The 25,311-nt window shown below is 67.2% G+C and carries 20 protein-coding genes; 5 read left to right on the top strand and 15 right to left on the bottom strand.

The window, feature by feature from the left end:
- Positions 1-55: 55 nt before the first annotated feature.
- From LQ955_RS19940 to LQ955_RS19900, 9 genes are all read right to left on the bottom strand, one after another.
- Positions 56-1,114 carry a hypothetical protein gene (locus LQ955_RS19940; protein ID WP_231026206.1) on the bottom strand — a complete coding sequence of 353 codons (1,059 nt, stop codon included), beginning with the start codon at positions 1,112-1,114 and terminating at the stop codon, positions 56-58.
- A 41-nt stretch (positions 1,115-1,155) separates the two neighbouring features.
- Positions 1,156-2,256, bottom strand: a complete 1,101-nt coding sequence (locus LQ955_RS19935) for a substrate-binding domain-containing protein (RefSeq protein ID WP_231026205.1) — start codon at positions 2,254-2,256, stop codon at positions 1,156-1,158.
- 112 nt (positions 2,257-2,368) lie between these two features.
- A complete protein-coding gene (locus tag LQ955_RS19930; protein WP_231026204.1) occupies positions 2,369-4,891 on the bottom strand; it encodes a hypothetical protein in 2,523 nt (840 codons plus the stop codon).
- Positions 4,892-5,176: 285 nt separating this feature from the next.
- Positions 5,177-6,820, bottom strand: coding sequence for a phosphate ABC transporter substrate-binding protein PstS (pstS, locus tag LQ955_RS19925; RefSeq protein WP_231026203.1), 1,644 nt, complete (start codon positions 6,818-6,820; stop codon positions 5,177-5,179).
- The gene (gene pstA, locus LQ955_RS19920) at positions 6,817-8,100 is read right to left on the bottom strand and encodes a phosphate ABC transporter permease PstA (RefSeq protein WP_231026202.1); all 1,284 of its coding nucleotides are present in this window, start codon (positions 8,098-8,100) and stop codon (positions 6,817-6,819) included. Before pstA ends, pstS begins: the two co-directional genes overlap by 4 nt.
- A 13-nt stretch (positions 8,101-8,113) precedes the next feature.
- Positions 8,114-9,280: a phosphate ABC transporter permease subunit PstC gene (gene pstC, locus LQ955_RS19915; protein ID WP_231026201.1), complete on the bottom strand. Its 1,167-nt coding sequence runs from the start codon at positions 9,278-9,280 to the stop codon at positions 8,114-8,116.
- A gap of 131 nt (positions 9,281-9,411) precedes the next feature.
- Positions 9,412-11,535: a protein kinase domain-containing protein gene (locus LQ955_RS19910; RefSeq protein WP_231026200.1), complete on the bottom strand. Its 2,124-nt coding sequence runs from the start codon at positions 11,533-11,535 to the stop codon at positions 9,412-9,414.
- Positions 11,536-11,565: 30 nt separating this feature from the next.
- Positions 11,566-12,552, bottom strand: coding sequence for a lytic murein transglycosylase (locus LQ955_RS19905; RefSeq protein ID WP_231026199.1), 987 nt, complete (start codon positions 12,550-12,552; stop codon positions 11,566-11,568).
- Positions 12,546-13,112: a hypothetical protein gene (locus LQ955_RS19900; RefSeq protein ID WP_231026198.1), complete on the bottom strand. Its 567-nt coding sequence runs from the start codon at positions 13,110-13,112 to the stop codon at positions 12,546-12,548. Before LQ955_RS19900 ends, LQ955_RS19905 begins: the two co-directional genes overlap by 7 nt.
- Positions 13,113-13,364: 252 nt before the next feature.
- On the opposite strand from LQ955_RS19900, the gene LQ955_RS19895 reads away from it, so the two are divergent.
- Positions 13,365-13,916 carry a hypothetical protein gene (locus LQ955_RS19895; protein ID WP_231026197.1) on the top strand — a complete coding sequence of 184 codons (552 nt, stop codon included), beginning with the start codon at positions 13,365-13,367 and terminating at the stop codon, positions 13,914-13,916.
- Between the two features lie 95 nt (positions 13,917-14,011).
- Here LQ955_RS19895 and LQ955_RS19890 read toward each other — a convergent pair whose 3' ends face one another.
- Genes LQ955_RS19890 through LQ955_RS19875 form a run of 4 tightly spaced genes read right to left on the bottom strand, consistent with a single transcriptional unit; the run spans position 14,012 to position 18,362 of the window.
- A complete protein-coding gene (locus tag LQ955_RS19890; protein WP_231026196.1) occupies positions 14,012-15,154 on the bottom strand; it encodes a bifunctional 2-methylcitrate synthase/citrate synthase in 1,143 nt (380 codons plus the stop codon).
- Positions 15,155-15,213: 59 nt separating this feature from the next.
- Positions 15,214-16,119, bottom strand: a complete 906-nt coding sequence (prpB, locus tag LQ955_RS19885; protein ID WP_231026195.1) for a methylisocitrate lyase — start codon at positions 16,117-16,119, stop codon at positions 15,214-15,216.
- Positions 16,120-17,631, bottom strand: a complete 1,512-nt coding sequence (locus tag LQ955_RS19880) for an MmgE/PrpD family protein (protein ID WP_231026194.1) — start codon at positions 17,629-17,631, stop codon at positions 16,120-16,122.
- Complete coding sequence (locus LQ955_RS19875; protein ID WP_231026193.1) at positions 17,628-18,362, bottom strand: GntR family transcriptional regulator; 735 nt, start codon at positions 18,360-18,362, stop codon at positions 17,628-17,630. Before LQ955_RS19875 ends, LQ955_RS19880 begins: the two co-directional genes overlap by 4 nt.
- Before the next feature lie 275 nt (positions 18,363-18,637).
- Between LQ955_RS19875 and LQ955_RS19870 the strand changes: the two genes are divergently transcribed.
- Positions 18,638-19,570 carry a type IV toxin-antitoxin system AbiEi family antitoxin domain-containing protein gene (locus LQ955_RS19870; protein ID WP_231026192.1) on the top strand — a complete coding sequence of 311 codons (933 nt, stop codon included), beginning with the start codon at positions 18,638-18,640 and terminating at the stop codon, positions 19,568-19,570.
- Between the two features lie 242 nt (positions 19,571-19,812).
- Here the strand turns inward: LQ955_RS19870 and LQ955_RS19865 are convergent, their stop codons facing one another.
- Together LQ955_RS19865 and LQ955_RS19860 are read right to left on the bottom strand one after the other, a co-directional pair.
- A complete protein-coding gene (locus LQ955_RS19865) occupies positions 19,813-22,389 on the bottom strand; it encodes an ATP-dependent Clp protease ATP-binding subunit (RefSeq protein WP_231026191.1) in 2,577 nt (858 codons plus the stop codon).
- Positions 22,390-22,467: 78 nt separating this feature from the next.
- Positions 22,468-23,100 carry a TetR/AcrR family transcriptional regulator gene (locus LQ955_RS19860; RefSeq protein ID WP_231026190.1) on the bottom strand — a complete coding sequence of 211 codons (633 nt, stop codon included), beginning with the start codon at positions 23,098-23,100 and terminating at the stop codon, positions 22,468-22,470.
- A gap of 117 nt (positions 23,101-23,217) precedes the next feature.
- Between LQ955_RS19860 and LQ955_RS19855 the strand changes: the two genes are divergently transcribed.
- From LQ955_RS19855 to LQ955_RS19845, 3 genes are all read left to right on the top strand, one after another.
- Positions 23,218-24,378, top strand: coding sequence for an ABC transporter permease (locus LQ955_RS19855; RefSeq protein ID WP_231026189.1), 1,161 nt, complete (start codon positions 23,218-23,220; stop codon positions 24,376-24,378).
- Between the two features lie 397 nt (positions 24,379-24,775).
- Positions 24,776-25,051 (top strand): hypothetical protein, encoded by a 276-nt coding sequence (locus tag LQ955_RS19850; RefSeq protein ID WP_231026188.1) that lies wholly within the window; start codon positions 24,776-24,778, stop codon positions 25,049-25,051.
- The gene (locus LQ955_RS19845; RefSeq protein WP_231026187.1) at positions 25,051-25,230 is read left to right on the top strand and encodes a hypothetical protein; all 180 of its coding nucleotides are present in this window, start codon (positions 25,051-25,053) and stop codon (positions 25,228-25,230) included. The genes LQ955_RS19850 and LQ955_RS19845 overlap by 1 nt, the downstream gene beginning before the upstream one ends.
- Positions 25,231-25,311 lie beyond the last annotated feature (81 nt).

Raw genomic sequence — 25,311 nt, 5'->3', positions numbered from 1 at the left:
AAGGAGGGGCCGCCTGAGCGACCCCTCCCCCGGTTTCATACGGTGAGGCGAACGACTACTTCGAAGCGAGCGTGACGGTGAGCTTCGCGGTGTAGGTTCCGGCCGGGGTGTTCGCCGGCGCGACGAGCGTCAGAGCGGCATCCAGGTCGGTCGCTGCAATCGCGGTTCCGGCTGCGGCGCTGGCGAACGGCGCCGGGTTGACGGCCGATCCGGCGATCTGTGCGGCGGCAAGGGTGACACCGGCGGGAAGGGTGGTTCCGGCGGCAGCGACAGCTGCGACGCCGAGGTTCTTCTTGTCGATGGTCTTGCTGCTGTCAGCCGAGTTGGTGAAGTCGGTCACCGAGGTGGTGAGATCCCAGCCCTTGTGCGTGACGACACGGCCGTCTTGCACCGTGAACTTGCCGATGTTACCGGTCGAGGTCGACAGGTTGTTCACCAGGGTCGCCGCACCCAGCGTGGTCGTCGCGTTGGCCGGAGCAACCAGGTTCAGCGTTCCGTCTTGCGCGTCGATGGTCGTGGCCGAGAGGTTCTGGTCGAACGAACCGCTCGCCGGAGCAGGCGGCGTCACCGTCGTCGGGGTGGCGAACTGGTAGTTGCCACCTGCGGCGACCGTGATGTTGGTGAAGTAGACACCACCGCCGGCGATGTGCAGGTTGTTGTCTTTCAAGAAGGCGAACCCGATGCTCCAGTTACCGCCGGCACGAACCGCATTCTGGTTGCCGTTGATCTGCGAACCAGGCGTGATGGTGGGGTATTGAACGTTCTTCGTGCCGTCGAGGAATCCGCTTGTCGACCAGGCGGTCCAGGCCGACGGGTCCGACTCCGAACCACGCGGCGAGATGAAGGTCTCGACCGAGGTCGCGTCGGCCGAGCCGGTGTAGACGGCGCTCAGGTCGCTCGGGTCGGCCAGCGCGATGACCGCGTAGTCGAAGTCGAGAGTCGCACCGTCTGCGATGCGCGAACCGTCGTTGGCGTCACCGACGTAAACCGGGCCGGCCGAACCGACGGTGGGATCCACCGGGGTCGCCGCCTGGGCGAGGGAGGACGTGCCTCCGATGAGTGCAGCGGCGACGACGCCCACTGCTGCCACGCGAATGGCTGCTGATTTCAACATGTCTTTGTAATGCCTTTCAGATGCGAATGGAGAGTGAGGGATTAGATGGTGGCGAACGCGCGGATCGGCGCGGTGCTGGACGGAGCGAGGAAGCCGAACTTGGCCTTGACGGCACCCGAGGTGCTCGAGAAGGTGCCGAAGTTCGTCAGGCTTTGCGCCTTGGTCGAGTCGACCAGGTCGGCGAGCTTCTTGTCGTAGGTCGCGCTCGAGGAGTCGACACGGGCGAATTCGACGACCAGGTAGGTGTCGCGGCCGTAGCTGCTGCCGTAGAACGCCGAGTTGGCGGCGAGGGTGGTGGTGCCGGTGAAGGGAGCAACGCCGTCGGGGCTACCGAGCTTGACGCCGGTCGAGCCGATGGTGCTGACGCCGGTGACGCCGTTCGACTGGGCGATCCAGCTGGCGGCCGAGAACGGGATGATCGAGTCGGCGGGAAGCACCGAAGCGTCGTTCTCGGGGGTGGTGTTGTTCACGTCGTTGACCGTGCTGCCGAGGGTGGTGACACCGATCGACGAGAGGAAGAACGAGCGTGTACCCGACGAAGCCTGCGGAATGACGGGGTGCACCACGGTGCCACCGATCGTCACGGGCGTGTTGGATTCGTAGATCTGCTTGAGCTGCGCCTTGCTCAGCGCGCCGAGGTCGGCACTCGAACCGTTGTAGGCGTACGCGACGGCGTCACGCGCGTAGGGAACGTACACCAGCTTGCCTGCCGAGTTCGCGTTCGCGCCGGGTCCGCTCGACGAACGAGCGATGTCGACCTGGCCGCCGATCACCTTTGCGGGAACCGCAGCGTTGCCCGAGTACGTGGTCGGTGCACCGTTGATGGATGCCCGAAGAGCAGTCACGCCGGCACCCGAACCCGACGGGCGACCGAAGTAGGGTCCGCCCGGCTTGGTCTGAATGGAGGTGCTGCCGAATGCGTCGAACGAACCGACGCTGGCGCCGCCGGCGGTCACGCGCAGCGACGCGCCACCGACCGAGGTGCCGTTGGTCAGCGCGTTGACCGAATCCTGCAGGGTGTCTGAGCCGACGAGAACATAGCTGTTCGAGACGGGCTCAGCGTTGGCCGGTGCCGCGAAGGCAATACCGGCGACGACGACGCCAATTGCCGCGCCGATGGCGGCAATCTTCTTGATCTTCACTGTGGTGAATTCCTTTCGGGAGGGTGACCGACCATCCGCAAGTGCGAACGCATCGACTTGGGGCAGCGCCGACAGAGGTCTGCCGTCGTTGCTCGGGCCAAGAATGTGGGCATCAGAATCGCCTTCTGAAGCGGCCGACGAACGGCACGGCGAATGCGGCACCGAGCCCGGCGAGAATGCTCGCGGGCACGGCAGCCGAAATGGCGGCGCTCGTGTTGTCGGCAGGGGTCGCATCGCCCAGCGGCGGTGCCGCTGCGGCACCGCTGGCGCTCGGGTCGGCCGGCGTGGCGGCGGCAGCCCCCGCGGCGGCCGGGGCCTGCTGGGCGGCGCTCTGCGGCACGCTGTAGGCAGGGGCGTTGTACGTCGTGGTGGCCGCCGGCGCTGCAGCCGCGGGTGCAGCGACCGACGAGGCCGAGGGCGTCGGAGTCGGCACGGGTTGCGGCCCGGCCTCGATCACGTCTGCCGCAGCGAGAGCCTGTTTCTTCCAGGAATCGGGAATCGGCGCATATCCATCGGGCAGCTGCCCGAGACCCGTACCCGATTCCTGCCCCGCCCCGGCGGCGTACCGGATGAACGCGGCGTAGTCGGCCCGCAGAGGCGCGTCGCTCAGCGCCGGGTTCACAGCCGCGTAGACCGGCATCGCCAGCGGATACGCGCCTGCGGCCGCCTTCGCCTGGGCCGAGGTGGAATCCATCTCAGAGACCTGCGTCTGGTTCTGGTCGACGGTCATCGCACTCGCCGCCGCGGTGAGACTCGCGGTGGTGGGGGCGACGAACTTTCCGGCTGCGTTCTGCAGCGAGGCCGAGAAGACCTGATACTTCGCGGCAGAGGCGGTGTCGGTCACTCCGACGACGCGCTGCAGGCCGGCCAGGGCCCGTGCCGCCTTCGTGTATTTGGGTGTTGCGGCCAGGCCGTCCCACGCACCGAGAATCTGGCCGTCGCCGCGCAGAATCAGGTAGGCGCTGGTATCGAAATCGTTCGTGTAGGGGCGCCACGTGACGAGGTTGACCGCGGCGGGGCCGGCCGGGTCTTTCGGCTGCTCCACCGGATCCGCCTTGGGAAAATTGTCTCGCGGCAGAGACAGCCCGGTCTTACTCGGGTTCACCGTGGCGTCGGTCGAGCTCCACGGGTTGACGATCATTCCGTACGGGTCGGGCTGACCCTGCAAGAATTTCACCGCCTCTGCATCGGAGAGCACGTAGCTCCACAGGGCGTACGCCGCATCGGAGCGCCCCTGCGGCTCGAGCAGATCGGCGAGCGACGGGGAAGTGATGTTCTGGTATTGCCATTCCTTGTCGTTCACGGCCAGAAAATCGGGGTCCAGTGTCAGGTTTCTGGCGTTCTTGCCGGGGTCGGTCGGGCTCTTATACCCCAGTTCCGACTTGTCGGCACCGGTCGGCAACGAGTCGAGATACGAGTTCGTGAGCAGCTTCGCCACCAACCGCGGGGTCAGGTTGAGCGACGTGAACGGAAGCCGGGCGCTGTCTTGCGCGCTCGCCGGAATGTCGCCGAACGCGCTCGGCTCACGGTCGATGGCGAATCCGATCGACACCCCGGTCAATGCCACCGGAGCGTATTCCAGCTTGTCGGGCACGTCGGCAATCGAGAGGGCGCGCGATGTCAGCGCCAGGGGCTGCACGTCGGTGCCGTTCGCGGCGAGCGCCGCATCGGATTCGCTGCCCGAGAGCATGGTGTACGCCGAACCGCCCGCCGCCCCGCAGAGCGCAGGCTGCCAGGAGGCGACCGCGCCCGCGATCAGCTCACTGCCCGAGAGCTGACGCTCGGCAGCACCGATGGTGCAGCTGACGCCGAGCGGCTTGAACGACAGCTTCACGGCGATGCGGTGCTTCCAGGCATCGTAGAACAGCCCGGAACCGGTGATGTTCTTGCCGCCGGCGTCGGCGGTGCCGCGGGGAATGAGCACCAGCCAGCACGACGTTCCGGTCGCCGTTCCATCGGCAGCGACGACGCGGGCCCCACAGCCGAGCCCGGGCGACTGCGCCGCGGTCTGCACTTCGAATTTCGCCGAGCCGGTGCCATCGGTGCCAGAGCCGGCCCACGACACCTCGTTGGTCGTCTGCTGCGTGAAGAACTGGTTGCTGTTCACGTTCACGTTGACGTCTTTGACGCCGTCTTTGATGGAACTCACCGTGACGCCGGTGGCCGACAGAAACGGAATAGCAGTGTAGGCGGGGTTGAACAGGTCTCTCGAGGGCGCCGTGTACGCCACATCTTCGGTGGCCGGGCTGGCGTCTGAGAACAGCGAGTCGCGCGAGTCACCCGGCGTTCCGAACGCGCCGTACTGGCACTTCGTTCGGTCGGGCTGGGTGTCGTTGTCCGCGCCCCAGCACTGCGCGATCTGAAAGAAGTTCGTGCCGCCGGTCTGGCCGCTTGGCACCTCCGACTTCGCGGCGCCGGTCCACGAGACCTGGATGCCCTGCGAGGTGAGGTCACGTGTCTGCGACACAGTCACCGAGAGCTTCGGAAACGGCGCGGTAGCGAGATCGGTGTCTTGCGACGCCGCTGTCACGGTGACGGCAGAGGAGGCGTCGGCTCGCGCGGTCTGCGGAGTGACGGCGATTCCGGTGAATGCCACGATCGCCCCGACGGCCAGGCCGACGACCACGCCCACCATCGCGGAGTTCGCGACGGTGCGACGCTTCCTCAGTCTGTGACGAGGCGAAGAGAACACAGGCAGACTCCAAGCTGAAATTCAGCGATTTTCGAGGGGAACGGCATCAAAGTAGGGTCGGTTCGTGTCGCTCAGATGAACGAATCACGAACGAGCCCGGCTTCAGAGATTGCGTGCTGGGGTAGGCGCTCCGAGCAGTCCCACCCGCGTTCCGAGGGGTGAAAGGCACGCCGGATGACCGCCGAACGCAGAGGTTCGAAACGGTCATCCGGTAGCCGCGTGACGGGCCTAACGATCCCGTCGAAGACGCCGGGAGAGAAAAGGCGGCAGCACGATCGCCAGCAGCAGAAGCACGCCCGCCGCGATCATCACGATCTGTTGCGCTCCGAACGCCGAGTCGTCGAGCGACAGCGGTTTAGAGACGGCGACCGCCGCACCTGCCGCGGCAGACCCGCTCACGACGGCGCCATTCGCGTCGTAGACGGCTGTGTTCGAGGCGGCTGCTGCCGCCGCGGGATCCGCTGCCGCCGCCGTGCTCGCCGCCGCCGCACCGCCTCCGGCCGCAGCACCACCGGCCGCCGCAGCTGAACCGGGCGTGCCTGCGGAGCCCGCCGGAGCGTTCGCCGCCGCGCCGCCAGACCCCGACCCGGTCACGGGCGTATCGGTCACGGCGCCGGCCGTTCCGGTCGTGCACTGATTCGGCCCCTGCTGGTCGCAGGCCGCCGGCTGCGGCGCCGAGTTGAGAATGGTGAGCGCCGGGTTGTTGCAGTTCGCCAGATCCACGCCGCCCGCCGGGCCCCCCGGTATGCGTTTGACCTGATCGGAGGCGGCCTGTACGAGGTTCAGCGGCAGGGGCGAATATCCGAGTGCGGCAGCCTGCTGCTGGCCCTCACAGAGCAGATAACTGGTGAACGCACCCAGTGTCTTGCCTTTTTCCGTCGTGAAGATTCCCTTCACCTCTGTCGGGATGATCATGTACGAATAACTCGACAGCGGATACGTGCGCGGGTCGGCATTGTTGTACACCCCGCTCAGCTCCTGGGTGAGATCCGAGTTGATCGTGGCTCCGACGAGCGCGACGGCCACGGAGGGAGCGGTCGGCTCGATGTAGTAGCCCGCGTTGTTGAGCACCTTCGCTACGGGAAAGCCCGACTTGAGGGCGTAGGAGTACTCCACGTACGTGATGGCGCCTTCGCCGTAATCCTGGCTCACGTAGCCGGCGACCCCGAGCGAGCCGTTCTGCAGCTTGGCATTGCCGAAACCGGGGTACTGCGAGGTGAGTCCGCAGGGGGTCGCGCGGCCGACCGACTTGCAGAAGGCGTTCCACAGGTCGGAGTGCTGCTTCGACATCCACAGCGTGAACTGGGCCGTCGAACCCGATCCGTCAGACCGCAGCACCGGCACGATGGGCTTGTCGGGCATGGCGAGCCCCGGGTTGTCCGACTGGATGGCCGGGTCGTTCCAGTTCGTGATGACCCCGGTGAAGATCTTGGTGATCACATCGCCGTCGAGGCGCAGGTTGGTGACCCGTTTACCGCCGATCTTCAGGTTGTACATGAACGACGTGCCACCGGCGACGATCGGCATGTACGCATACGCTGTGCTCGGCTTCTCGGGAGCGGAGCCGTCTTCGGGCTGAGCCTGGAACGGAATCTCGCTCACGGCGAAGTCGACCGCACCGTTGATGAAGTCCTGCCGCCCGGCGGATGATCCGGTGCCCGAGTAGTTCACCGTCATGCCGTAGTTCGCCGCGACGTTCTTGCGCCATTGGTCGAGCGCGTTCTGCGACCAGGTCGAGCCGCTGCCGCTGATGGGTACGTAGGTGTCGGCCGACGCGCTCTGCACGGCGACCCCGCCGACCGTGCTGAATACCAGCACGATGAGGGCCGCGGCGGCGGTGAGAAAGCGGATGAGGCGGATGCGCGGCGTCACGGTGTCGGCTCCTCGGTGTCTATCGGGGCGGGTGTCGGGGCAGGCAGCGCGTAGTTCTTCGTGGTGATGCGCTGCAGATCATCCATCGACCGTTGCGACGCCCGGCGACGTTGAGCATCAGAGAGCTGCCCTGGCCCCTTGCCGCCGATGATGCGAGCGATCACGAACAACAACAACACGAGCAGAATGAGCACGGCCGCCGTGCCGAACCCGCGAACGATGAGGGCCGGCTCAGGCGACTTCACGAAGTCGAACACCTGCAGGGGCAACGAGATCATCGGTCCCTCGAACGGGTTCACATTCATCACAGCGGTGATGCCCGACGTGAGCAGCACCGGGGAGGTCTCGCCGATTCCGCGCGCGGTCGCCAGAATCACCGCGGTGACGATGCCCGAGCGAGCGGTCGGCAGCACCACAGACCACACCGTGTGCCAGCGTGTCGAGCCGAGCGCGTACGACGCCTCGCGCAGGTTTCCCGGCACCAGTCGCAACACCACGTCGGATGCCCGGATCATGATGGGCAGCATCATCACCGAGATCGCCAGCGCCGCCGCGAACCCCGAACGCTGGTGGGTGATGAGCTGAATGACCGCCGCGTACACGAACAGCCCCGCCACGATCGACGGCAGCGCGGTCATTGCGTCAGAGATGGTGCGCACGAACCGGGCGAACCGTCCGCCGATCTCGTTCAAGAACACCGCGGTCGTGATTCCGAGAGGCACGGTGATGATCAGCGCGATGGAGATCTGGATGAGCGTGCCCACGATCGCGTGCGAGATTCCGCCGACATCGAGCCCGTCGAGCGGCCCCGCGAGCTGCATGGTCTGGGTGAAGAAGTTCACGTGCAGCAGCGCCTCAAAACCGCGGCTGACGGTGTAGACCACCACGAACACGAGCGCGCTGAACAGAACCACCCCGGCGCTGATCAGCAGCACACTGAGTACCCGGTCTTTAACCTCTTCGCGGTCGGCGCGCAGCGACACCAGCAGCACGTAGATGCCGATGAACGCGAGATAGGCGATGACCACCCAGCCCACCGGGCCGGTCAGCGGGGTCAGCCAGCCGAACAGTACGGTGGCGATGGCCGGGCCCGCCAGCAGGGCCCCGATGATGTTGAACCGTTCATCCAGTGTCGACTCGCGCACCCCGCGGCGCGGGCCGATCGGGGTATCTGCCGGGTTCGGGATGACCGTCGGGGGCGCCGTCTGACCGACGCCGGGCACGGGGCCCGGCTCGAGGTCGTCGGCGACGGGGCGCTCGAAGGTGGTGACGTCGGTCATCCGTGTGCCTGGGTCAATTCGTTTGGGCGCCGGAGCGCGATCGGGCGACGATCGACGAGGCCGTGAAGTTCACGATCAGCGTGATCAAGAACAGCACGAGGCCCGCGGCCATCAGGGCGGAGAGGCCGAATTGTGTGGCCTCTCCGTAACGCAGGGCGATGAGCGCCGAGACGGAGTTCGTACCCGTCTTCAGCACCTCCCAGTTGATGGTGAAAATAGGCGAGATGATCAGGTACACCGCGATGGTCTCGCCCAGGGCCCGTCCTAGGCCCAGCATCACGCCCCCGATCATCCCGCCCCGGCCGAACGGCAGCACCACCGTTCGGATCATGCCCCATCGGGTGGAGCCGAGCGCAAAAGCCGCCTCGCGCTCTCCGACGGGAGCCTGCGAGAAGGCCTCACGCATCACCGAGGTCTGGGTGGGCACGACCATGAGCCCGACGACGATGCCGGCGATGAAGGCCGACGACGTGAAAGCGCTCGCTTCGGTGAGGGTCTGGCCGGTCGAGGAGTCTTGCACAGCGAAAATCGGAATCCAGCTGAAATAGGTCGAGATCCACTTCGACACCGGAATGACGTTGGCCTGCAGAAAGAACAGTCCCCAGAGGCCGAACACCACGCTGGGAACCGCAGCCATGAGGTCGACCAGCGACACCAAGAACCCCCTCAAGGGCCCCCTCACGACCTCAGAGAGCAGCAGCGCGGTGCCGACGGCGAGCGGTACTCCGACGAACATCGCGATGATCGCGATGGTGAAGGTGCCGAAGATGACGGCCGCGATGCCGAACTCGTGCGTGTCGGGCGACCACTGCTGTTCGAAGAGAAAGTTGATGCCCTCGACCTGCAGCGCGTCGTTCGCGCGCACCGAGAGAAAGAGTCCGACGGCGAGCATGATTCCCACCGTCGTGGCGCCGGCGGTGAACGAGATGACCTTAAAAACCGAGTCCGAGCGTGACGGTGTCGAGACGAGCGACCGCCTGTCGCCTGCACCGTAATTCGCCGGCTCACGACGGATTCGTGTCGTACCGCCGATGGTCTCGGGCGAGTCGTCGAGACGTTCGACGCCTGATCCCTCGATCTCGTCGGCGAAGACTCGTTCGACAGGTTCTTTCACGCTGGTCTTGTCGGTGAGGAGGCTGTGCACGTCGGTCAGTGACTCGAACGTTCGTCTCTTAGCCACAGCGCACCTCCTCGGGGCACGCCTCGGGCAGGCTGTTCACCACATGCCTGATGGTGCGGGCGACGGATGAACGGCAGGCCAATCGCGCGTGAAGCAGACGTTGCGTGGCCGTGATGAAGCGGTTCGCGTCGTCACCGGCTGGCCGTCGGGCTCGTGCTGGGCACCGGTACGCCGGGGGTGGCGCTCGGCGTGGGCACCGTAACGGAGGGCTGGGCGACCGCGATCGTCACCGACGAGCCCCGGGCGACGCGCGTGCCGACAGCTGGGCTGGTGCTCGAAACGGTTCCCGCCGGTCGAGTCGACGAGGGCAACAACGTCACGACCGCACTCAGCCCGGCAGCCTGCACTGCGGCGATCGCCTCGGCTTGGCTGAGAGAGACGATCGGCGGAACCAGGTTGCTGCCCGATGCCACGGTCAGGTTCACGGGCGACCCGGTCGGTACCGCCGCGCCGAACGCAGGGTCGCTGGCGAGCACGGTGTCGGCGGGCAGGGCGGAGTCCTGCGGGGTCACTGCGCCGATCGTGAGTGACAGGGCCTGGGCGGCGAGCCGGGCATCCGCGAGGCTCATTCGTGAGAGCGGTGGCACGCTCACGAGGGTCGAGCTGAGGGCCGCGCCGACGCCCGGCGAGACGGTCGGTGCCGGTGCAACGGTCGCGGTCGGCGCAACAGTCGCTGTCGGCGACGGCGTGGCTGACGCGCTCGGCCCGGGCGCCGTGGCAGAACCGGTCGGCGTCGCTGCCGACGGCTGCCCGGTGGTGGCCGTGGTGGGTGCCGCGATGGAGGAAGAGCTCGACGCGTTGGAGCCGAGCACCCAGACGACGGCAATGACGGTCGCCGTGAGAATGGCGGCCAGCCAGATCGCGCCGCCCGAGCGCGCGCGGGTGCGGGCCGCGCCCGGGGCCGAGTGCCGGGCTGAGGCCGCGGCGGGCGCCGTGCCTGATGCCGCAGCAGAGCCGGCGACGGTTGCAGCGACGGTTGCCGACGGCGCGGCAGTCACTGCGGGCGGTAACCGCGTGGTCGTGGTCGGCTGTGACACCGAGGGCATCCGCACGGTGTCTGCCGTCGTCGCCGTGCCGAGCATCCGGTGTGCCGTGTGAGCAGCGGTCACCCGTTCGTCTGGATGGCCGCGGTCGAGCGCAGCTGCGAGTTCGGTCACCTGCGCGCGGAACGCGGAAGCCGACTGCGGCCGCAGGGCGGGGTCTTTGAGCATGACCCGCGCGATCATCCGGTCGAACCGTCGGTCGAGACCCGGCCGTCTGACCGACGCGATGGGCGGCGGGGCGGTGACGTGAGCTCGCATGACCGCAGACGTGGAGTCGCGGATGAACGGGGGCTGACCCGTCACGGCGAAGTAGAGCACCGCACCGAGCTGGTAGAGGTCGCCGCGCTCGTCGACGGCGAGCCCGAGGGCCTGTTCGGGCGCCATGTAGTTGGCGCTGCCGAGAACGCCTTGTGCGGCACGCGACCGCGACGTTCTGCTCGACGTTCTGTTCGACGTTCTGCCCGATACGTTGCTCGAGGCGCTGCGCAGAATGTCGAAGCCGAGCGCGGGGCGCCCCGCCGCGTCGGCCAGGCCGAAGTCGACGACCTGCACCGAGCTCAGCCGGGCGCCGGGCGTGCTTGAGCTTGTCGTTGCATTCGCTGCCGTCGTCGTCGTCGCTGCCGTCGCCGTTGCCGCTGCCGTCGCCGTTGCCGTTGCCGTTGCCGCGATCATGATGTTCGCCGGGGAGATATCACGATGAACCAGCCCCTGGGCGTGCGCCGCTTCAAGAGCTTGCAGCACACCGTCGGCGAGGTCGAGCGCCTGCACCACAGTGAGGGCGCCGTGCGCCTCGACGAACTCCGCGAGGCTTGTGCCCTCGGCCCGCTGCATCGCGATCCAGGCGCGCTGCTCCCCCGCCGAATCGTGCAACCCCACGCCGAGCACCCCGGCGATGTTCGGGTGGCGAAGCGTCGACGCGGCCCACGCTTCGACGAAAAACGCCTCGCGCGCGCTCGCGGAGTGCGACAGATGCGGATGCAAGATCTTCAGCGCCACGATCGCCGGTGCGGCATCGGCCGAGGGCGCCCCCGCGCCACCCGGCGCCTGCGTGTCGGCGGCCTGCGTGTCGACGGCCTGCGTATCGACGGCCTGCGTATCGACGGCCTGCGTATCGACGGCTTCGAACACCGACGCCGAACCGCCCGTGCCGAGCAACTCGCCCAGCCGGTAGCGCCCCGAGATGAGCCCGAGGTCGTCGTCGGGCTCGGTCATCGTGCTGGCTCGATCATCCGGCCGCCCCGGTCATCCTGCCGCGGCAGCCGCGTAGGCGTTCGCAGTGCTCGCAACGGCATCGACATACGAGTCGACGTGGTTGTACGCGAACACGGATGCCCGCCAGCCCTGTGCCGACGACAGATCGCCGTAGCTGCAGAGGTACCGGCCCGCCGCGAGTGCGGCATCGTCGATCTGCTGCGGATCGTCGCGCCCGTCGCCGTTTCCGTCGGCACCCCACTGCGCCCAGGTCGACGGGATGAACTGCAGCGGCCCGACGGCCCGATCGCCGCTCGAACTGCCGTCGAGTGCACCGGCGTCGGAATCGGCGACTCGGGCATAGGCGCCGCCGTCGAGCGCGGGGCCGAAGACTCCGGGAGTGTCGATTCCCGCAGCGTTCAGGCTCGAACCGGCGTGGGTTCCGTGCCCGGATTCGATGTCACCGAGCGCGGCGAGCGTGTTCCAGCCGAGGTGGCACGAAGGCTGCTCCGCGCCGAGCGCCAGGGCGGCCCCGGCGTAGCCGAGTACCGCCCGAGCGGGAATCCCGGTGCGCAGTGCCACCTGGGCCGCCCAGGCTCCGTCGACTCGGCCGGCGTTTCCGCCCGGCGGCAGGGGCGCTGCGGAGGCCGGGTGCGGCCCGGGTGCCGCAGGCGACGTCGGCTCCGATCGGTCTGCGGGTGCCGCGGGCGACGTCGGCTCCGCAAGGGCTGCGGGTGCTGCGGCCGGCGTCGATTCGGGTCGGGCCGCCTCTGTTGAGGTCGACTCCGTTTGCGGGGCCGACCCGCTCGCCGCCGATGCCCCAACGGCGTTACCAGAGAATCCGGCCACGCCTGCCGCGCCGGAGTCGCCCGCCACGCCGCCATCGCCGGCGACTCCGACCGCGCCGGCCTCGCCCGCCACGACCCGGCCGCCGCCGCTCGCGCCGAAAGCCGGAGCCGCGTTGACCGCCACGTAACCGATGAACGATATCGCGAGCACGGCCAGCCCCGTTTTCAGCACGGCCCGTGCACTCACCACGCCGGTTCCTTCTGGGCCCCCGACCGAACCGCCGCGCGATTCGGCGACGCCACTCTGCTCGTGGCGCGCGACGTCTCCGCAAGCCGTGCCGATTTCAGGGCTTCGAGCGAGTACTGCGCCGACTCGCGCCCCAGACTCGACGCGCTGTACCACCGGCCGCACGACATGATCGCGACATCGTCTACCGAGGCCACCCACCCGTGCTGCCCGGCGAAGGGGCCTTTCACCAGTCGAACGGTCACCACCCGATCGCCGTCTTGCAGGTCTCGCACGTGGTCTTTCGCCTGCGACAGCGACTCGTAGAGATACAGGCTGCGGGCGACCTCACGATGATTCGGTGCGACGAGCCGCCAGATGCCCGAACGAATTCCGGGCGCTGCGGCATCAGTGCGCCGCGTCCGGGGCTCCGACGTCGGTTCGGCGGCCCCACGGGCATCCGTTCGGCCCTGCGCCGTGCGCGCCCCGGCCAGAACCTGCGCCCGGAAGTCGGCCCAGCCGCGCAGAACCGGATCGGTTCGGGTGGCGAACTCGGTGAACAGGATGCTCGGGCCGCTCGTCACTGTGCCTCTTCATAGTCGGTACAAAGGTTATTTTTCGTCAGTACTGTGACGGTGCAACATTGACGGTGAACATCCGTCGGCTTAAGCAGACGTGTACGCCGCATGGCCGGGCGCACGGCCGACCGACCCCAGATGAAGGTCGGGTGAACCAGCGGTGCACAAAGCTGAATTGCTGTCATACGACAGCGCCTCTACCCCTAGTGTTTTCGAACGATGCCTCCCCCGCCGCCTCCGATGCCCCTGCCGCCCCCGATGCGATCCGCGACTCCGAGCCTGCGCGCGCTTCGAATCGAGCCCGAATCCGCCGAACTCGTGCACCTCGACGAGTTGCGGCTGCTCGCCGCGCATCACGACGGCATCGCGGGCACGGGGTACCGCAGCGTCACGCTCGAGAGCGGCATCGCCCTGCTCGTCGACGAAGACGCCGCACGAGGCGTTTCGACCCTCAACGGCTGGGCCACCATCATCGCCCACACCCTCGGCGGAACCGCGGTCGTCTTCGGCTCGGCGCTGGCCTTCGGCATCGATACCCGCGGTCAGCTTCGCACCGTCACCACGCTGCGGGATGACCAGCTGAGCCGCCTCGCCCGCGCCGTCGTCGGCCCGCCCTCCGCCGCCGTGCTCGACGCCCTCATCGTCTCGCTCGCCCCCCACCCCGGCGCGCTCGCCTACCTAGCGAACCTCCCCCGCCCCGCAGCGCCTGGCCCCGGGGCACCCGGACCCCGGGCATCCGTTCCCCGTACCCCCACCACCGCGCCCCATCCCGCCCACTTTGCGCAAAAGCACCCAAACCGTCGGGTTTAGGTGCTTTTGCGCAAACTCGGCGCCGCGCGAAGCGGGTGCCGAGCAGGCAGAGGGGCGCGAGCAGGGCAGGGCGCGGGGCGCGGGGCGGATGCCCGTCAGAGCAGCGTCGCGACGTGCCGTTCGTCGGGGCCGTTGTAGGCGCTGAGCGGACGGATGAGCGCGTTCGAGGCGAGCTGCTCCATAATGTGGGCCGTCCAGCCTGTGATGCGCGAAGCCACGAAAAGCGGCGTGAACATCTCGGTGTCGTAGCCGATCAGGTGGTAGGCCGGGCCCGACGGGTAGTCGAGGTTCGGCTTGATGGCCTTGTGCGACTGCATCGCGTCATCCAGCGCCACGTAGAGCTCGAGCAACTCGGGGGCGTTGTACTCCTCGATCAGCGTGTCGAGCGCCGCCTTCATGGTGGGCACCCGCGAGTCGCCGTTCTTGTAGACGCGGTGGCCGAATCCCATGATTTTGCGCTTCTCGGCGAGCGCCTGGTTCAGCCAGGCTTCTGCCTTGTCTGCCGTGCCGATCTCGTCGAAGATGTGCATGACGGCCTCGTTCGCTCCGCCGTGCAGGGGCCCCTTGAGCGCCCCGATCGCCCCGACGACAGCCGAATAGAGGTCTGACAGCGTGCTGGTGATCACCCGTGCGGTGAACGTCGAGGCGTTGAACGAGTGCTCGGCGTAGAGGATCATCGACACGTCGAACGCGTCGACCACGACCTTCGAAGGCACCTCTCCGAACGTCATGTTCAGAAAGTTCGCCGAGTACGCGAGGTCGTCACGCGGCTCGACCACATCGAGGCCACGACGACGGCGCTGGTCGTACGACACGATCGCCGGCAGCTTGGCCAGCAGCGTGATCGATTTTGCGAGGTTCGACTCGGGCGACGAATCATCCGTCGTCGGGTCGAGGGCGCCGATCACGCTGACGGCGGTGCGCACGACGTCCATGGGGTGAGCCGTGAGCGGCAGGTCGTCGATCACACGTTTGACCGGGGCATCCAGTGCGCGCTGCGAACGCTCCGACCGGATGAACGACTCGAGCTGCGCGGCGTCAGGCAGTTCACCGTGCCAGAGCAGGTACGCGACCTGCTCGAACGAGCAGTTCGCCGCCAGCTCTTGCACCGGGTAGCCGCGGTACAGCAGCGAATTCGTCTCAGGATTGACTTTCGACACCGCGGTGTAGTCGACGACCACGCCCGCGAGGCCCTTGTAGATCTTCACTTCTTCGGTGGGTGTATCGGTGATGCTCATTTTCACTCCCTCGTGAGGTACTTGACTGTTGCTTGGTCTGCGCCCGCTCGGCCGGCGGCCTAGCGGGCGCTCGGAATCTCGAAGTTGAACACCGACGTGTCGAAGGCGTTGTACGCCTCGTAGTCGAGCAGTTCATACAGTCTCGCGCGGGTCTGCATGTTCTGCACCTGGCTGTTCAGTGAACCTTCAGCGACGATCGTGTCGAGCCCGCGCTCGGCGGCGCCCATGGCGAGGCGCAGCAGCGAGACGGGGTAGATCACGATGTTCACGCCGACGTCGGCCAGCTGCTGGTTGCTGAACAGCTCGCTCTTGCCGAACTCGGTCATATTGGCCAGAATCGGCACGTCGACGGCCTTACGCACGGCCTCGAACTCGCTGAGGTCGCGCATCGCCTCGGGGAAGATCGCGTCGGCTCCGGCATCGACGAGCGCCTTCGCGCGGTCGATCGCGGCGTCGAGGCCGTCGATTGCACGGATGTCCGTGCGGGCCATCAGCAGCAGATTCGGGTCGCGCCGGGCATCCGCCGCCGCCCGCAGGCGCTTCGTAGCCGTCGTGACGTCGACGACGGCCTTGCCGTCGAGGTGCCCGCAGCGCTTGGGGTTCACCTGGTCTTCGATGTGCAGACCAGCGACGCCGGCGTCTTCGAGCGTCTGAATCGTGCGAGCGACGTTCATCGGCTCACCGAATCCGGTGTCGGCGTCGACGATCGCGGGCAGGTTCGTCATGCGAGCGATCTGCTGCGAGCGCCCCGCCACCTCGGTGAGCGTGGTGAGGCCGATGTCGGGCAGCCCGAGGTCGGCGGCGAGCACGGCACCAGAGATGTAGACCCCCTCGAAGCCCTTGTCTTCGATGAGCTTGGCGCTCAACGGGTTGAACGCGCCGGGAAAGCGCAGCAGTTCGCCGGTCGCGAGCGCGGCCCGCAGCGCGGCGCGCTTATCGGCCGCGGTCACAGAGGAATACAACATTTAGAACAGACCCTTCGGGTTGGTTTCGGGGGTGAACAGACCGGGCCGTGCGGTGACGGTCAGGCCGGCGAGCTCGTGCGGCTCGAGCTCCGGCAAGCGCTGCACGAGTGCGAGAAAACGCTCGACCTCGGCGGGCTCGAGCACGCCGTCGGCGAGCGTGCGGAACTTCTCGATGTACTGCTCGCGGGCGAACGGCCGGGCACCGAGCGGATGCGCGTCGGCGACCGCGATCTCGTCCACGAGGCGGGTTCCGTCGGTCAGCGTGATCTCCACGCGGCCGCCGAACGCCTTCTCGGCCGGGTCGTTGGAGTGGTACCGGCGGGTCCACTCGGGGTCTTCTTCGGTCGTGATGTTGTTCCACAGCTTCACCGTGTCGGGCCGGCCGGCGCGCTCGGGGGCATACGAACGCTCGTGGTTCCACTCGCCGTCTTGCAGGGCGACGGCGAAGATGAACGGAACCGAGTGGTCGAGCGTCTCGCGGCTGGCCTTCGGGTCGTACTTCTGCGGGTCGTTCGCGCCCGATCCGATCACGTAGTGCGTGTGGTGGCTCGTGTAGATGACGATGCTCGCAACGCTGTCGGCGGTGACTTCCGGATGCTCGTTGTGGAGCTTTCGGGCCATGTCGATCCACGCCTGAGCCTGGTACTCGGCCGAGTGCTCTTTCGTGTACGTGTCGAGTATCGCGCGCTTGGCCTCACCCTTTTCCGGAAGAGGAACCTCGTAGTGCGCATCCTTCCCGTCGAGCAGCCACGCGATGACGCCGTCTTCGCCTTCGTAGATGGGAGTCGGGCTGGTCTGGCCGCGCATGGCACGGTCGACGGCCTCGACGGCCATCTTGCCGGCGAACGCGGGGGCGTGCGCCTTCCACGTGCTGATCTCGCCCTTGCGCGACTGGCGCGTGGCTGTGGTGGTGTGCAGCGCCTGGCCGACGGCCTGGAAGATGGTCTCGACGTCGAGGCCGAGCAGGGTTCCGATGCCGGCCGCGGCCGACGGGCCGAGGTGGGCGACGTGGTCGATCTTGTGCGCGTGCAGGCTGATCGCCTTCACGAGGTCGACCTGAATCTCGTAGCCGGTCGCGATGCCGCGCACGAGGTCTGCGCCCGTGCTGCCGGCCTGCTGGGCGACGGCGAGGATCGGGGGGATGTTGTCGCCGGGGTGCGAGTACTCGGCCGCCAGGAACGTGTCGTGGTAGTCGAGTTCACGCACAGCGACGCCGTTCGCCCAGGCCGCCCACTCGGGGCTGACACGGGTCTCTTGGGCCTCGCCGAACACCGTCGACCCCGGAGTGTGCGGGTGGTCGAGCGCCTGCGCGCGGGCCGCGACGGCGGGGCCACGGGTGAGGCTCGCCGTTGCCACGGCGGCATTGTCGATCATCCGGTTGATGACCATTTCAGTGACTTCTTCCGTGACCGCTACCGGGTCGGCGGCGACCTCGGCGATGGCGTAGGCGAGCTGGTCTTCGCGGGCGAGGTTGTCGGCGCTGGGGTGCGCTCGAACGTCGTGAAGCTTCATCTGGTGGGCACGTCTTTCTGTTGTTTCGTGGCGGACGGAGGGGTGAGGGGCTGAGCGGTGAGTGGCTGAGCGGTGAGGGGAGTCGTGAGCGAGCCGAGCGTGGACTGCAGGCTTCGGTAGAGGTGCACGCGGGTGGCGTCTTCGGCCAGCCGAGCATCCCCCGCGACGATCGCATCGACGATCATCAGGTGCTCGCGCGCCGCTTCGAGCAGCCGCGCGGGGTTGTCGTGCGAGAGGCGCCGGATGCGCGAGAGGTGCGTGCGCACTCCGTTCAGCGCGCCGACGAGGTACGGGTTGCGAACGGCCTCGTCGACCGCGTCGTCGAAACGGCTCACGAGGTCGTAGTAGGCCAGGCGCGAGGGATCCGCCGCGGCATCCGCTTCGGCCAGCAGTGCCGGCACTTCGCGCAGCTCGTCTTGCAGCTTCACGAAAACGCTCGCATCGCGGCGGGCTGCCGCGAGCGCTGCCGCCTGCTGCTCGAGCGCCTGGCGCAGTTCGAACAGCTCGGTCACGTTCTCGGCGCTCACCTGGGTGACCACCAGCCCGCGCCCACCCTGCGGTTCGGCGAGCCCGTCGGCCACGAGTCGTGCCAGCGCTTCCCGCACCGGGGTGCGCGAAATGCCGAGCCTCGAGCTCAGCTCCACCTCGGCCAGCACCGTGCCGGGCTCCAGCCGCCAGCTCACGATCTCGGCGCGCAACTGCTCGTAAGCGCTGTCGCTAGCGCGGGCCATCGGATGCCCCGCCTTCGCTCACCGTTGCGCTTTGTGTATACATTGACGCTACTCTAACCGCGCCCAGCCGCTTTGGCAACCATCTGTGTATACATATGCGGCTTCAGCTCGTCCGCGCGCCCGCTCGCGCATTTCGGAGCATCCGCGCCTCGTCGAGCGCCAGCGGATGCTCCAAACCGCGCGTGCAGCGTTTCCACAACCCGCGAGAGCCGTAGTTCTCCCCCGATCCGGCATCACTGCCATTCGGGCCGTCGCTCGATGCCACGATCAAACGCATGACCGATGACCATGGAATGATCACCACCCGCGCAACGGAACGTAATGGCGGCGACCGGCACGCGCTCGCTCGCGCCGTCACTCGTGGTGCCGCACATCGCATCCGGCGCGGGGTTTACGTCTCCTACGACAGGTGGTCGCGCCTCGATGCCGACCAGCGGTACCTTCTACGGTGCCGAGCCGAGTGCGACTCGAAGGGTAGCCGCCCGATCCTGTCGCACTGGTCGGCCGCCGTGGTTCACGGCATTCCCGTGATTGGCGGGTGGCCACAAATGGTGCACCGGTTGGTCGAACGAGGGTCGGGCGGGCGGTCCCGAAACGGTGTCATCGCGCATCCTGCTCGACTCGACACAGTTGATGTCGTCGAAATCGATGGGATTCTCGTCACGTCTGCTGCTCGCACCGTGATCGATCTGGCTGCTGCGAGTTCACAGCTTTCAGCGGTGACAGCCGCAGACTTCGCCTTGAGCCGTAGACGAGAAGGGCATCTTTCGAAATCAGAGCTGTACGAGGCACTCGCTGCGGCGAAACCACTCAAGAATCACGCTCGGGTCGCACGCATTCTGGAGTTCTCGACCGAGCTGGCCGACTCGCCGGCAGAATCGGTGAGCCGCGTGAACATGTTGGTCAGCGGATTCGTCATGCCGGTTCTGCAGTCGGAATATTCAGACGCTGACGGGTTCATCGGCGCAGCTGATTTCGATTGGCGGCTGTGCGACCATCTGGGCGAAGTCGACGGCAAGCAGAAGTATTTCAAACCCGAATACCTGCACGGCCGCAGCCCCGGGCAGGTTGTTTACGAAGAGAAGCTTCGCGAAGACCGGTTTCGAGCGCTGCCGAAGAAGGTCTCGCGCTGGGATTGGCATTGCGCAGTCGACCCGGCGCGGCTCCGCGCTTTCCTGCTCAACGCCGGAGTACCCCTCCGGCGTTGATGAGTAGCCTGCAGCTCACGCCACACCTGGCGCGCGCGCAGTTCGGAGCGTCCGCTACTGCTCGAGCAGGCGCGGATGCCCCGAAGTGTGCGGCGCACCAAGACACGGAGGCGCGGCTGAGCGTGACGGGAGCGGGCCACCATGGGGCGCCGCGAGACACGGGGGTACGCCCCAGGGCGAGCGGGCACGCGAAAGGCCCGCTCCCCGGGAGGGGGGCGGGCCTTTCGGAACGGGCTGCGCGGTTAGGCCGCGAAGGCCACGTCCTCTGCAGGGGCAGGGGCGGCGGCGGTCACGGTGAGGTCGCCCGCCGAGGCGGAGACAGTCACAGTACCGCCGTCGGTCAGGGCGCCGGAGACGAGCAGGTCGGCGATACGATCATCCACCGACCGCTGGATCACGCGGCGCAGGGGCCGAGCACCGTACTCGGGCTCGTAGCCGTTGTCGGCGATCCAGTCGATGCCAGAGGCGTCGACGTCGAGCGTGATCGAGCGAGCCGCGAGCCGCGCACGCGAGGCACCCAGCAGCAGCGACACGATCTCGCGCAACTGCGGCTTCTCGAGCTTCTGGAACAGCACGATCTCGTCGATGCGGTTCAAGAACTCGGGCCGCATGGCCTCGCGCAGCTTGCCCATCACGCGGTCGCGCAACGCCTTGTCGGAGCCGAATCCGCCGCCGGCCGAGTGGTCGGCCACGAATCCGATGCCACCGCTGCGGCTCGCCAAGAACTCCGAACCGAGGTTCGAGGTCATGATGACCACCGTGTTGCGGAAGTCGACCGTGCGACCCTGACCGTCGGTCAGGCGACCGTCGTCGAGCACCTGCAGCAGCAGGTTGAACACGTCGGGGTGCGCCTTCTCGATCTCGTCGAACAGGATGACCGAGTACGGGTTACGGCGAACACGCTCGGTGAGCTGGCCGGCCTCGTCGTACCCGACGTATCCGGGAGGGGCACCGACGAGCCGCGACACGGTGTGCCGCTCGCCGTACTCGCTCATGTCGAAGCGCAGCATGGACTTCTCGTCACCGAACAGCGAGCCCGCGAGGGTCTTCGCCAGCTCGGTCTTGCCTACACCGGTCGGGCCGAGGAAGAGGAAGCTGCCGACCGGCCGGTTGCGGTCGCCCATGCCGGTACGGTTGCGCCGTACGGCCTTGGCGACGACCGTCACGGCGTCGTCTTGCCCGATGACTCGGGCGTGCAATTCCTCTTCGAGCAGCGCGAGGCGCTCACGGTCGACCTGGGTCAGCCGGTTGGCCGGGATGCCCGTGGCCCGCGAAATGACGGCAGCGATCTCGGGCTCGTCGACGACAGCCGCGACATCCGCGATGTCTGTCGACTTCACGTTTGCGAGCTTGGCCTGCACGGCCTCGATCTCGTCACGCAGACGCGACGCCTCCTCGTAGTGCTCAGCCGCGACGGCCGAGTTCTTCGAGGCTTCGAGTTCGCCGAGCTGAGAGAGCAGCGCAGACGCGTCGACCTTCTTACCGAGACGCAACCGCAGCCGAGCGCCGGCCTGGTCGATCAGGTCGATGGCCTTGTCGGGCAAGAAGCGGTCGCTGATGTAGCGGGCCGAGAGCTCGACAGATGCCCGGATGGCCTCCGGCGTGTACGTCACGGCGTGGTGCTCCTCGTATGCCGGGGCGAGCCCGGCGAGAATCAGCACGGCGTCTTCGATGCTCGGCTCACCGACGGTGACGGGCTGGAAGCGGCGTTCGAGCGCCGGATCCTTCTCGATTCCGCGGTACTCCTTCAGCGTGGTGGCACCCACGAGGTGCAGATCGCCGCGGGCCAGGCGGGGCTTGAGGATGTTTCCGGCATCCATTCCGCCTTCGCCCGAACCTCCGGCGCCGACCACGGTGTGGATCTCGTCGATGAACACGATCAGCTCGCTCTTGTGAGCCGTGATCTCGTCCATCAGCTTGGTCAGCCGCTCTTCGAAGTCGCCACGGTACTTGGTGCCGGCGAGCATTGCGGGCAGGTCGAGCGAAACGACGCGCTTGTCACGCAGCTGCTCGGGAACGCCGCCGTCGACGATGGCCTGAGCGAGGCCCGCGACGATCGCGGTCTTACCCACGCCCGCCTCGCCGATCAGCACGGGGTTGTTCTTGGTGCGGCGCGACAGAATCTCGATGGTCTGCTCGATCTCGTCGAGCCGGCCGATCACGGGGTCGAGGTCGCCCTCGCGGGCCATCTCGGTGAGGTCGGTGCCGAACTTGTCCAGTGTGGGGGTGTCGGATTCGGTCTCAGCCGTCTCGCCGGATTCGGCAGAGGCCGTTGCCCCCGCGCCGACGGTTTCGCGCATGCCGGCCTGCAGAGCATCCGGAGTCACGCCGGCGGCAGCCAGAACAGCGCCCGCGGGCGAGTCTTGGTTGATGACGAGCGCGAAGAACAGGTGCTCAGGGTCGATGTAGGTCGAACCGGATGCCCGGGCGACCTGGTACGCGTGGAACAACGTGCGCGTGGCCGACTGTGTGAGCGAAGGCGCGACGTCGGCACGCTCAGCGGACGCTTGCGGCAGACGCTGCTCGGCGGCCTCCGCGATGGCGCGCGGGCTTGCGCCGACGCGGCGAATGGCCTCGGCTGCGGGTTCTTTCTCGGCGATGGTGCGAAGAATGTGGAGTGCATCGAGCTCGGACTGACCGTGCTCGAGTGCGTACTTGCCGGCCTCGGCGAGCACCTCGTGGGTGCGGCGGCTCAAGAACCGGCTGATGTCGATGGAACGGGCGCCCTGCTGAGCAGAACGCTCACCCTCGAGGTAGCGGGCGAGAAACTCGTCGAACGAGTTCGCGCCGGAGTTCTCGGGGTTTGAGTTGTTAGGCAAAATGTCCTCCTGGGTGAAACTTGAGTACCCTCGACTCAAGTTAACGCCCGGGAGGGTGGGTTATTCCCGCGATATCGCTCAGGGCGAAAAAGTTGCGCTCTGCCGACTCAAGTTTACCGCAGCAGCAGGCTGGAGGGCTGAAGCGGCGGCGAAATACGCCTCGCGATCGAAGCTCTCGAAGATGGTGGTCTGGATGACGTAACCCTGCACGAGGCTCACATACAAGGGGGCGAAGAGTGCGGCGTCGGCCCGGGCATCCGCTTCGGGCACACCGAGCCCGCGGGTGTACCAATCGGCCAGAAACGACTCGAACACGCGGCGCAGATGCATGCCGATGCTGTCGGTCGCCTGTCGACTGGTCGGGTCGAGCGCGGCCTGCGCCCAGACCTGAAGCAGCAGCCCCAGGTCACCGACCTCGTCGGACATGATCGACACGAAACGGCGCAACAGCTCCCCCGGTTCCAGGGGCGTCTCGGCGTCGAGCGACCCGACGGCATCGAGGCGGAACTGAACGATGTCGGCGATCGCCTTGTGAATCAGCTCGTCTTTGCTCTTGTAGTGACCGTAGATCGCGCCGGCCGAGAGCCCGCTCTCGGCAATGATGTCGGCCATCGACGTGGCCTGAAAGCCCTTGTGCGCAAAGAGGCGCAGCGCGGCCCGGGCGATCTCGTGGCGGCGGGCTTCGCGGTATTCGTCGGTGACCTTGGGCATGGGTCCACTCTAAAAAGAACGATCGTTCTTGACAAGCCGACTCGGCGCATTCACAATATAAAACGAACATTCTTTTTACACGCAGATTCGAACAAGCAGCACGCAGGAGCACCCGCCATGAGCACCGTAAACACGGCACCACCAGCATCCGTTCGCCCGCACACCGCGTGGGGCCGGGCCATCGGCATCGCCGTCGGCGCCGCGGTCGTCGTCGCGCTGATCGTTCTCGCCTTCGTCTGGCCGACGGTCACGTCGAGCGTCAAGAACATTCCGATCGCCGTAGCAGGAACGTCGCAGCAGGTCAGCGCCGTCACCGACGCGCTGAACACGCAAGCCGAAGGTGCGTTCGCCGTCACGGCGGTCGCCGACCGGTCCGCCGCCGTCGACCTCATCAACACCCGAGACGTGTACGGAGCCATCGTCTTGGGCGACGCGAGCGCCTCGGCCGGTGCCGCCACCGGCCCCGAGATCCTCACCGCCTCGGCCAACGGCGCCGCCGTCAGCCAAGTGCTGAACCAGCTCGCTACGCCCATCCAGGCGCAGGCGAACGCCGCCGCACAGGCCGCCGTCTCGGCTGCGGTCGCCTCGGGGGCCGCACCCGCGGGCACCACCGCACCCGCCATCACCGTGACGGTGACCGACGTGGTGCCGCTGGCGTCGACGGATGCCCGTGGCCTCGGCCTCACGGCAGCCGCCTTCCCGCTCGTGCTCGGCGGAATTCTCGGCGGAGTGCTCATCTCGCTGCTCATCACCGGCGTCTGGCGTCGGCTCACCAGCGTGCTCGTCTACGCCGTCACCGCCGGCATCGTCGTGACCGTGGTGATGCAGCCGCTGTTCGGAATTCTGCAGGGCTCGTTCATCGTCAACGCCCTCGCCGTCGTGCTCGCCATGGCCGCTACCTCCTCGTTCGTCGTCGGCGCCAACGCCTTGCTCGGGCGCGCGGGTATCGCCGTGGGATCCGTAATCACGATGCTCATCGGAAACCCGCTCTCGTCGGCCGCGCAGCCGCTGCAGTTCACCGTCGGGCCGTGGGGTGCGGTGGGGCAGTGGTTCGTTCCCGGATCGTCGGCCACGCTCATCCGCGACCTCTCGTACTTTCCCGACGCGAGCAGCGTGTTCCCGTGGCTGGTGCTGGCCGGCTGGACGCTTCTCGGTGTCGTCGGCATGATCGCGGGCCACTTCCGCAACCAGCGCGTGATTCGCAGCCTGCCGGTCGAGTTGGATGCTCCCCACGACCCCGCCCACGCCCGCCACGCCGAGCCGGCCCTCGCCCACTGACGCCCGTCGCGCCCCGCGCCCCCGGTGCGGGTGCCGCACCCCTAGCGCCAAGCCCCACCCCTCTCCATCGCAGAAACAGCGGAGATTTCGACACCGCAAGCGCCATATGGCCCCACCGTGTCGAAATCTCCGCTGTTTTCTCAACTGCCGTAATGAAACGCCCCGTTCGAAGTCTTGCTCTGTAGAGCAACCTCGCGAGTCAGCACGATTTCGCGAATCGACGAAGGGGCACGGCGCGATGAACACCGATCACGTCACATACGACACGCAAAGACAGGCCTTCTCCTACGTGCGCGTCGGAGGCGATCGGTGCGAACTGGCCGCTCCTTCCGACCTGCTACCTGACCGCCCACAGCACAATCGAGTGATCAGTGAGGCGAAGCCCGACAGCGTACGCGTGGCTTACCTCTCGGCAATGCAGGCCAATCGTGATGTCGTCGTGGTCGTGCTGCTGCGAAGACTTTCGCATCCACTACTCGACGATCAGATACCCACGAAGCACAGCGTGACAGCGGGTGGATTCGGTGTGGCCCCCGTTCAAGCGTTCGTCAGCGAGACCGTCGAGAGAGCTTTCGCCGAGGCGATTCTCGACGCGGTACGTGAGACGAGCAGTCCGGTCGGTGCCCTTCGCGATCTGCTCGAGCTGGATGAGTTCAGGAGAGAAGTTGCCTGATGGCCTGTCACCCTCGCGATCGAGTGAAACGATTCGAGCGCCGCGCCGTGGTCACCTGCATCGTGATCTATCTGTCGACCGTGACCGCCTATGTGGCTTTCGCTCGCGATTCGGGCCACACGACGTCGCAGACCCACGTGCATCAGGTGGTCTTACAACCCTTCTCCAAGGCTTCGTAAGACGACCGCACGAGCGGCCGGTACTGCCACCTCGGGTAACGCTGGCGAGCATCGCCCTCGTGCTTCCTTTCGGTGTGACTA

The organism is Subtercola endophyticus, assembly GCF_021044565.1.
GTDB lineage: Bacteria > Actinomycetota > Actinomycetes > Actinomycetales > Microbacteriaceae > Subtercola > Subtercola endophyticus.
The sequence above is the reverse complement of the archived record's forward strand: the minus strand, read 5'-3'. Positions and strand labels throughout refer to the sequence as shown.

Bases quoted from the DNA above. Each gene is read 5' to 3' on its own strand.
- LQ955_RS19940 (WP_231026206.1), bottom strand. From the start codon at position 1,114: ATGTTGAAATCAGCAGCCATTCGCGTGGCAGCAGTGGGCGTCGTCGCC.
- LQ955_RS19930 (WP_231026204.1), bottom strand. From the start codon at position 4,891: ATGGTGGGCGTGGTCGTCGGCCTGGCCGTCGGGGCGATCGTGGCATTC.
- pstA (WP_231026202.1), bottom strand. From the start codon at position 8,100: ATGACCGACGTCACCACCTTCGAGCGCCCCGTCGCCGACGACCTCGAG.
- LQ955_RS19910 (WP_231026200.1), bottom strand. From the start codon at position 11,535: ATGACCGAGCCCGACGACGACCTCGGGCTCATCTCGGGGCGCTACCGG.
- LQ955_RS19895 (WP_231026197.1), top strand. From the start codon at position 13,365: ATGCGATCCGCGACTCCGAGCCTGCGCGCGCTTCGAATCGAGCCCGAA.
- LQ955_RS19890 (WP_231026196.1), bottom strand. From the start codon at position 15,154: ATGAGCATCACCGATACACCCACCGAAGAAGTGAAGATCTACAAGGGC.
- prpB (WP_231026195.1), bottom strand. From the start codon at position 16,119: ATGTTGTATTCCTCTGTGACCGCGGCCGATAAGCGCGCCGCGCTGCGG.
- LQ955_RS19880 (WP_231026194.1), bottom strand. From the start codon at position 17,631: ATGAAGCTTCACGACGTTCGAGCGCACCCCAGCGCCGACAACCTCGCC.
- LQ955_RS19875 (WP_231026193.1), bottom strand. From the start codon at position 18,362: ATGGCCCGCGCTAGCGACAGCGCTTACGAGCAGTTGCGCGCCGAGATC.
- LQ955_RS19870 (WP_231026192.1), top strand. From the start codon at position 18,638: ATGACCGATGACCATGGAATGATCACCACCCGCGCAACGGAACGTAAT.
- LQ955_RS19860 (WP_231026190.1), bottom strand. From the start codon at position 23,100: ATGCCCAAGGTCACCGACGAATACCGCGAAGCCCGCCGCCACGAGATC.
- LQ955_RS19855 (WP_231026189.1), top strand. From the start codon at position 23,218: ATGAGCACCGTAAACACGGCACCACCAGCATCCGTTCGCCCGCACACC.
- LQ955_RS19845 (WP_231026187.1), top strand. From the start codon at position 25,051: ATGGCCTGTCACCCTCGCGATCGAGTGAAACGATTCGAGCGCCGCGCC.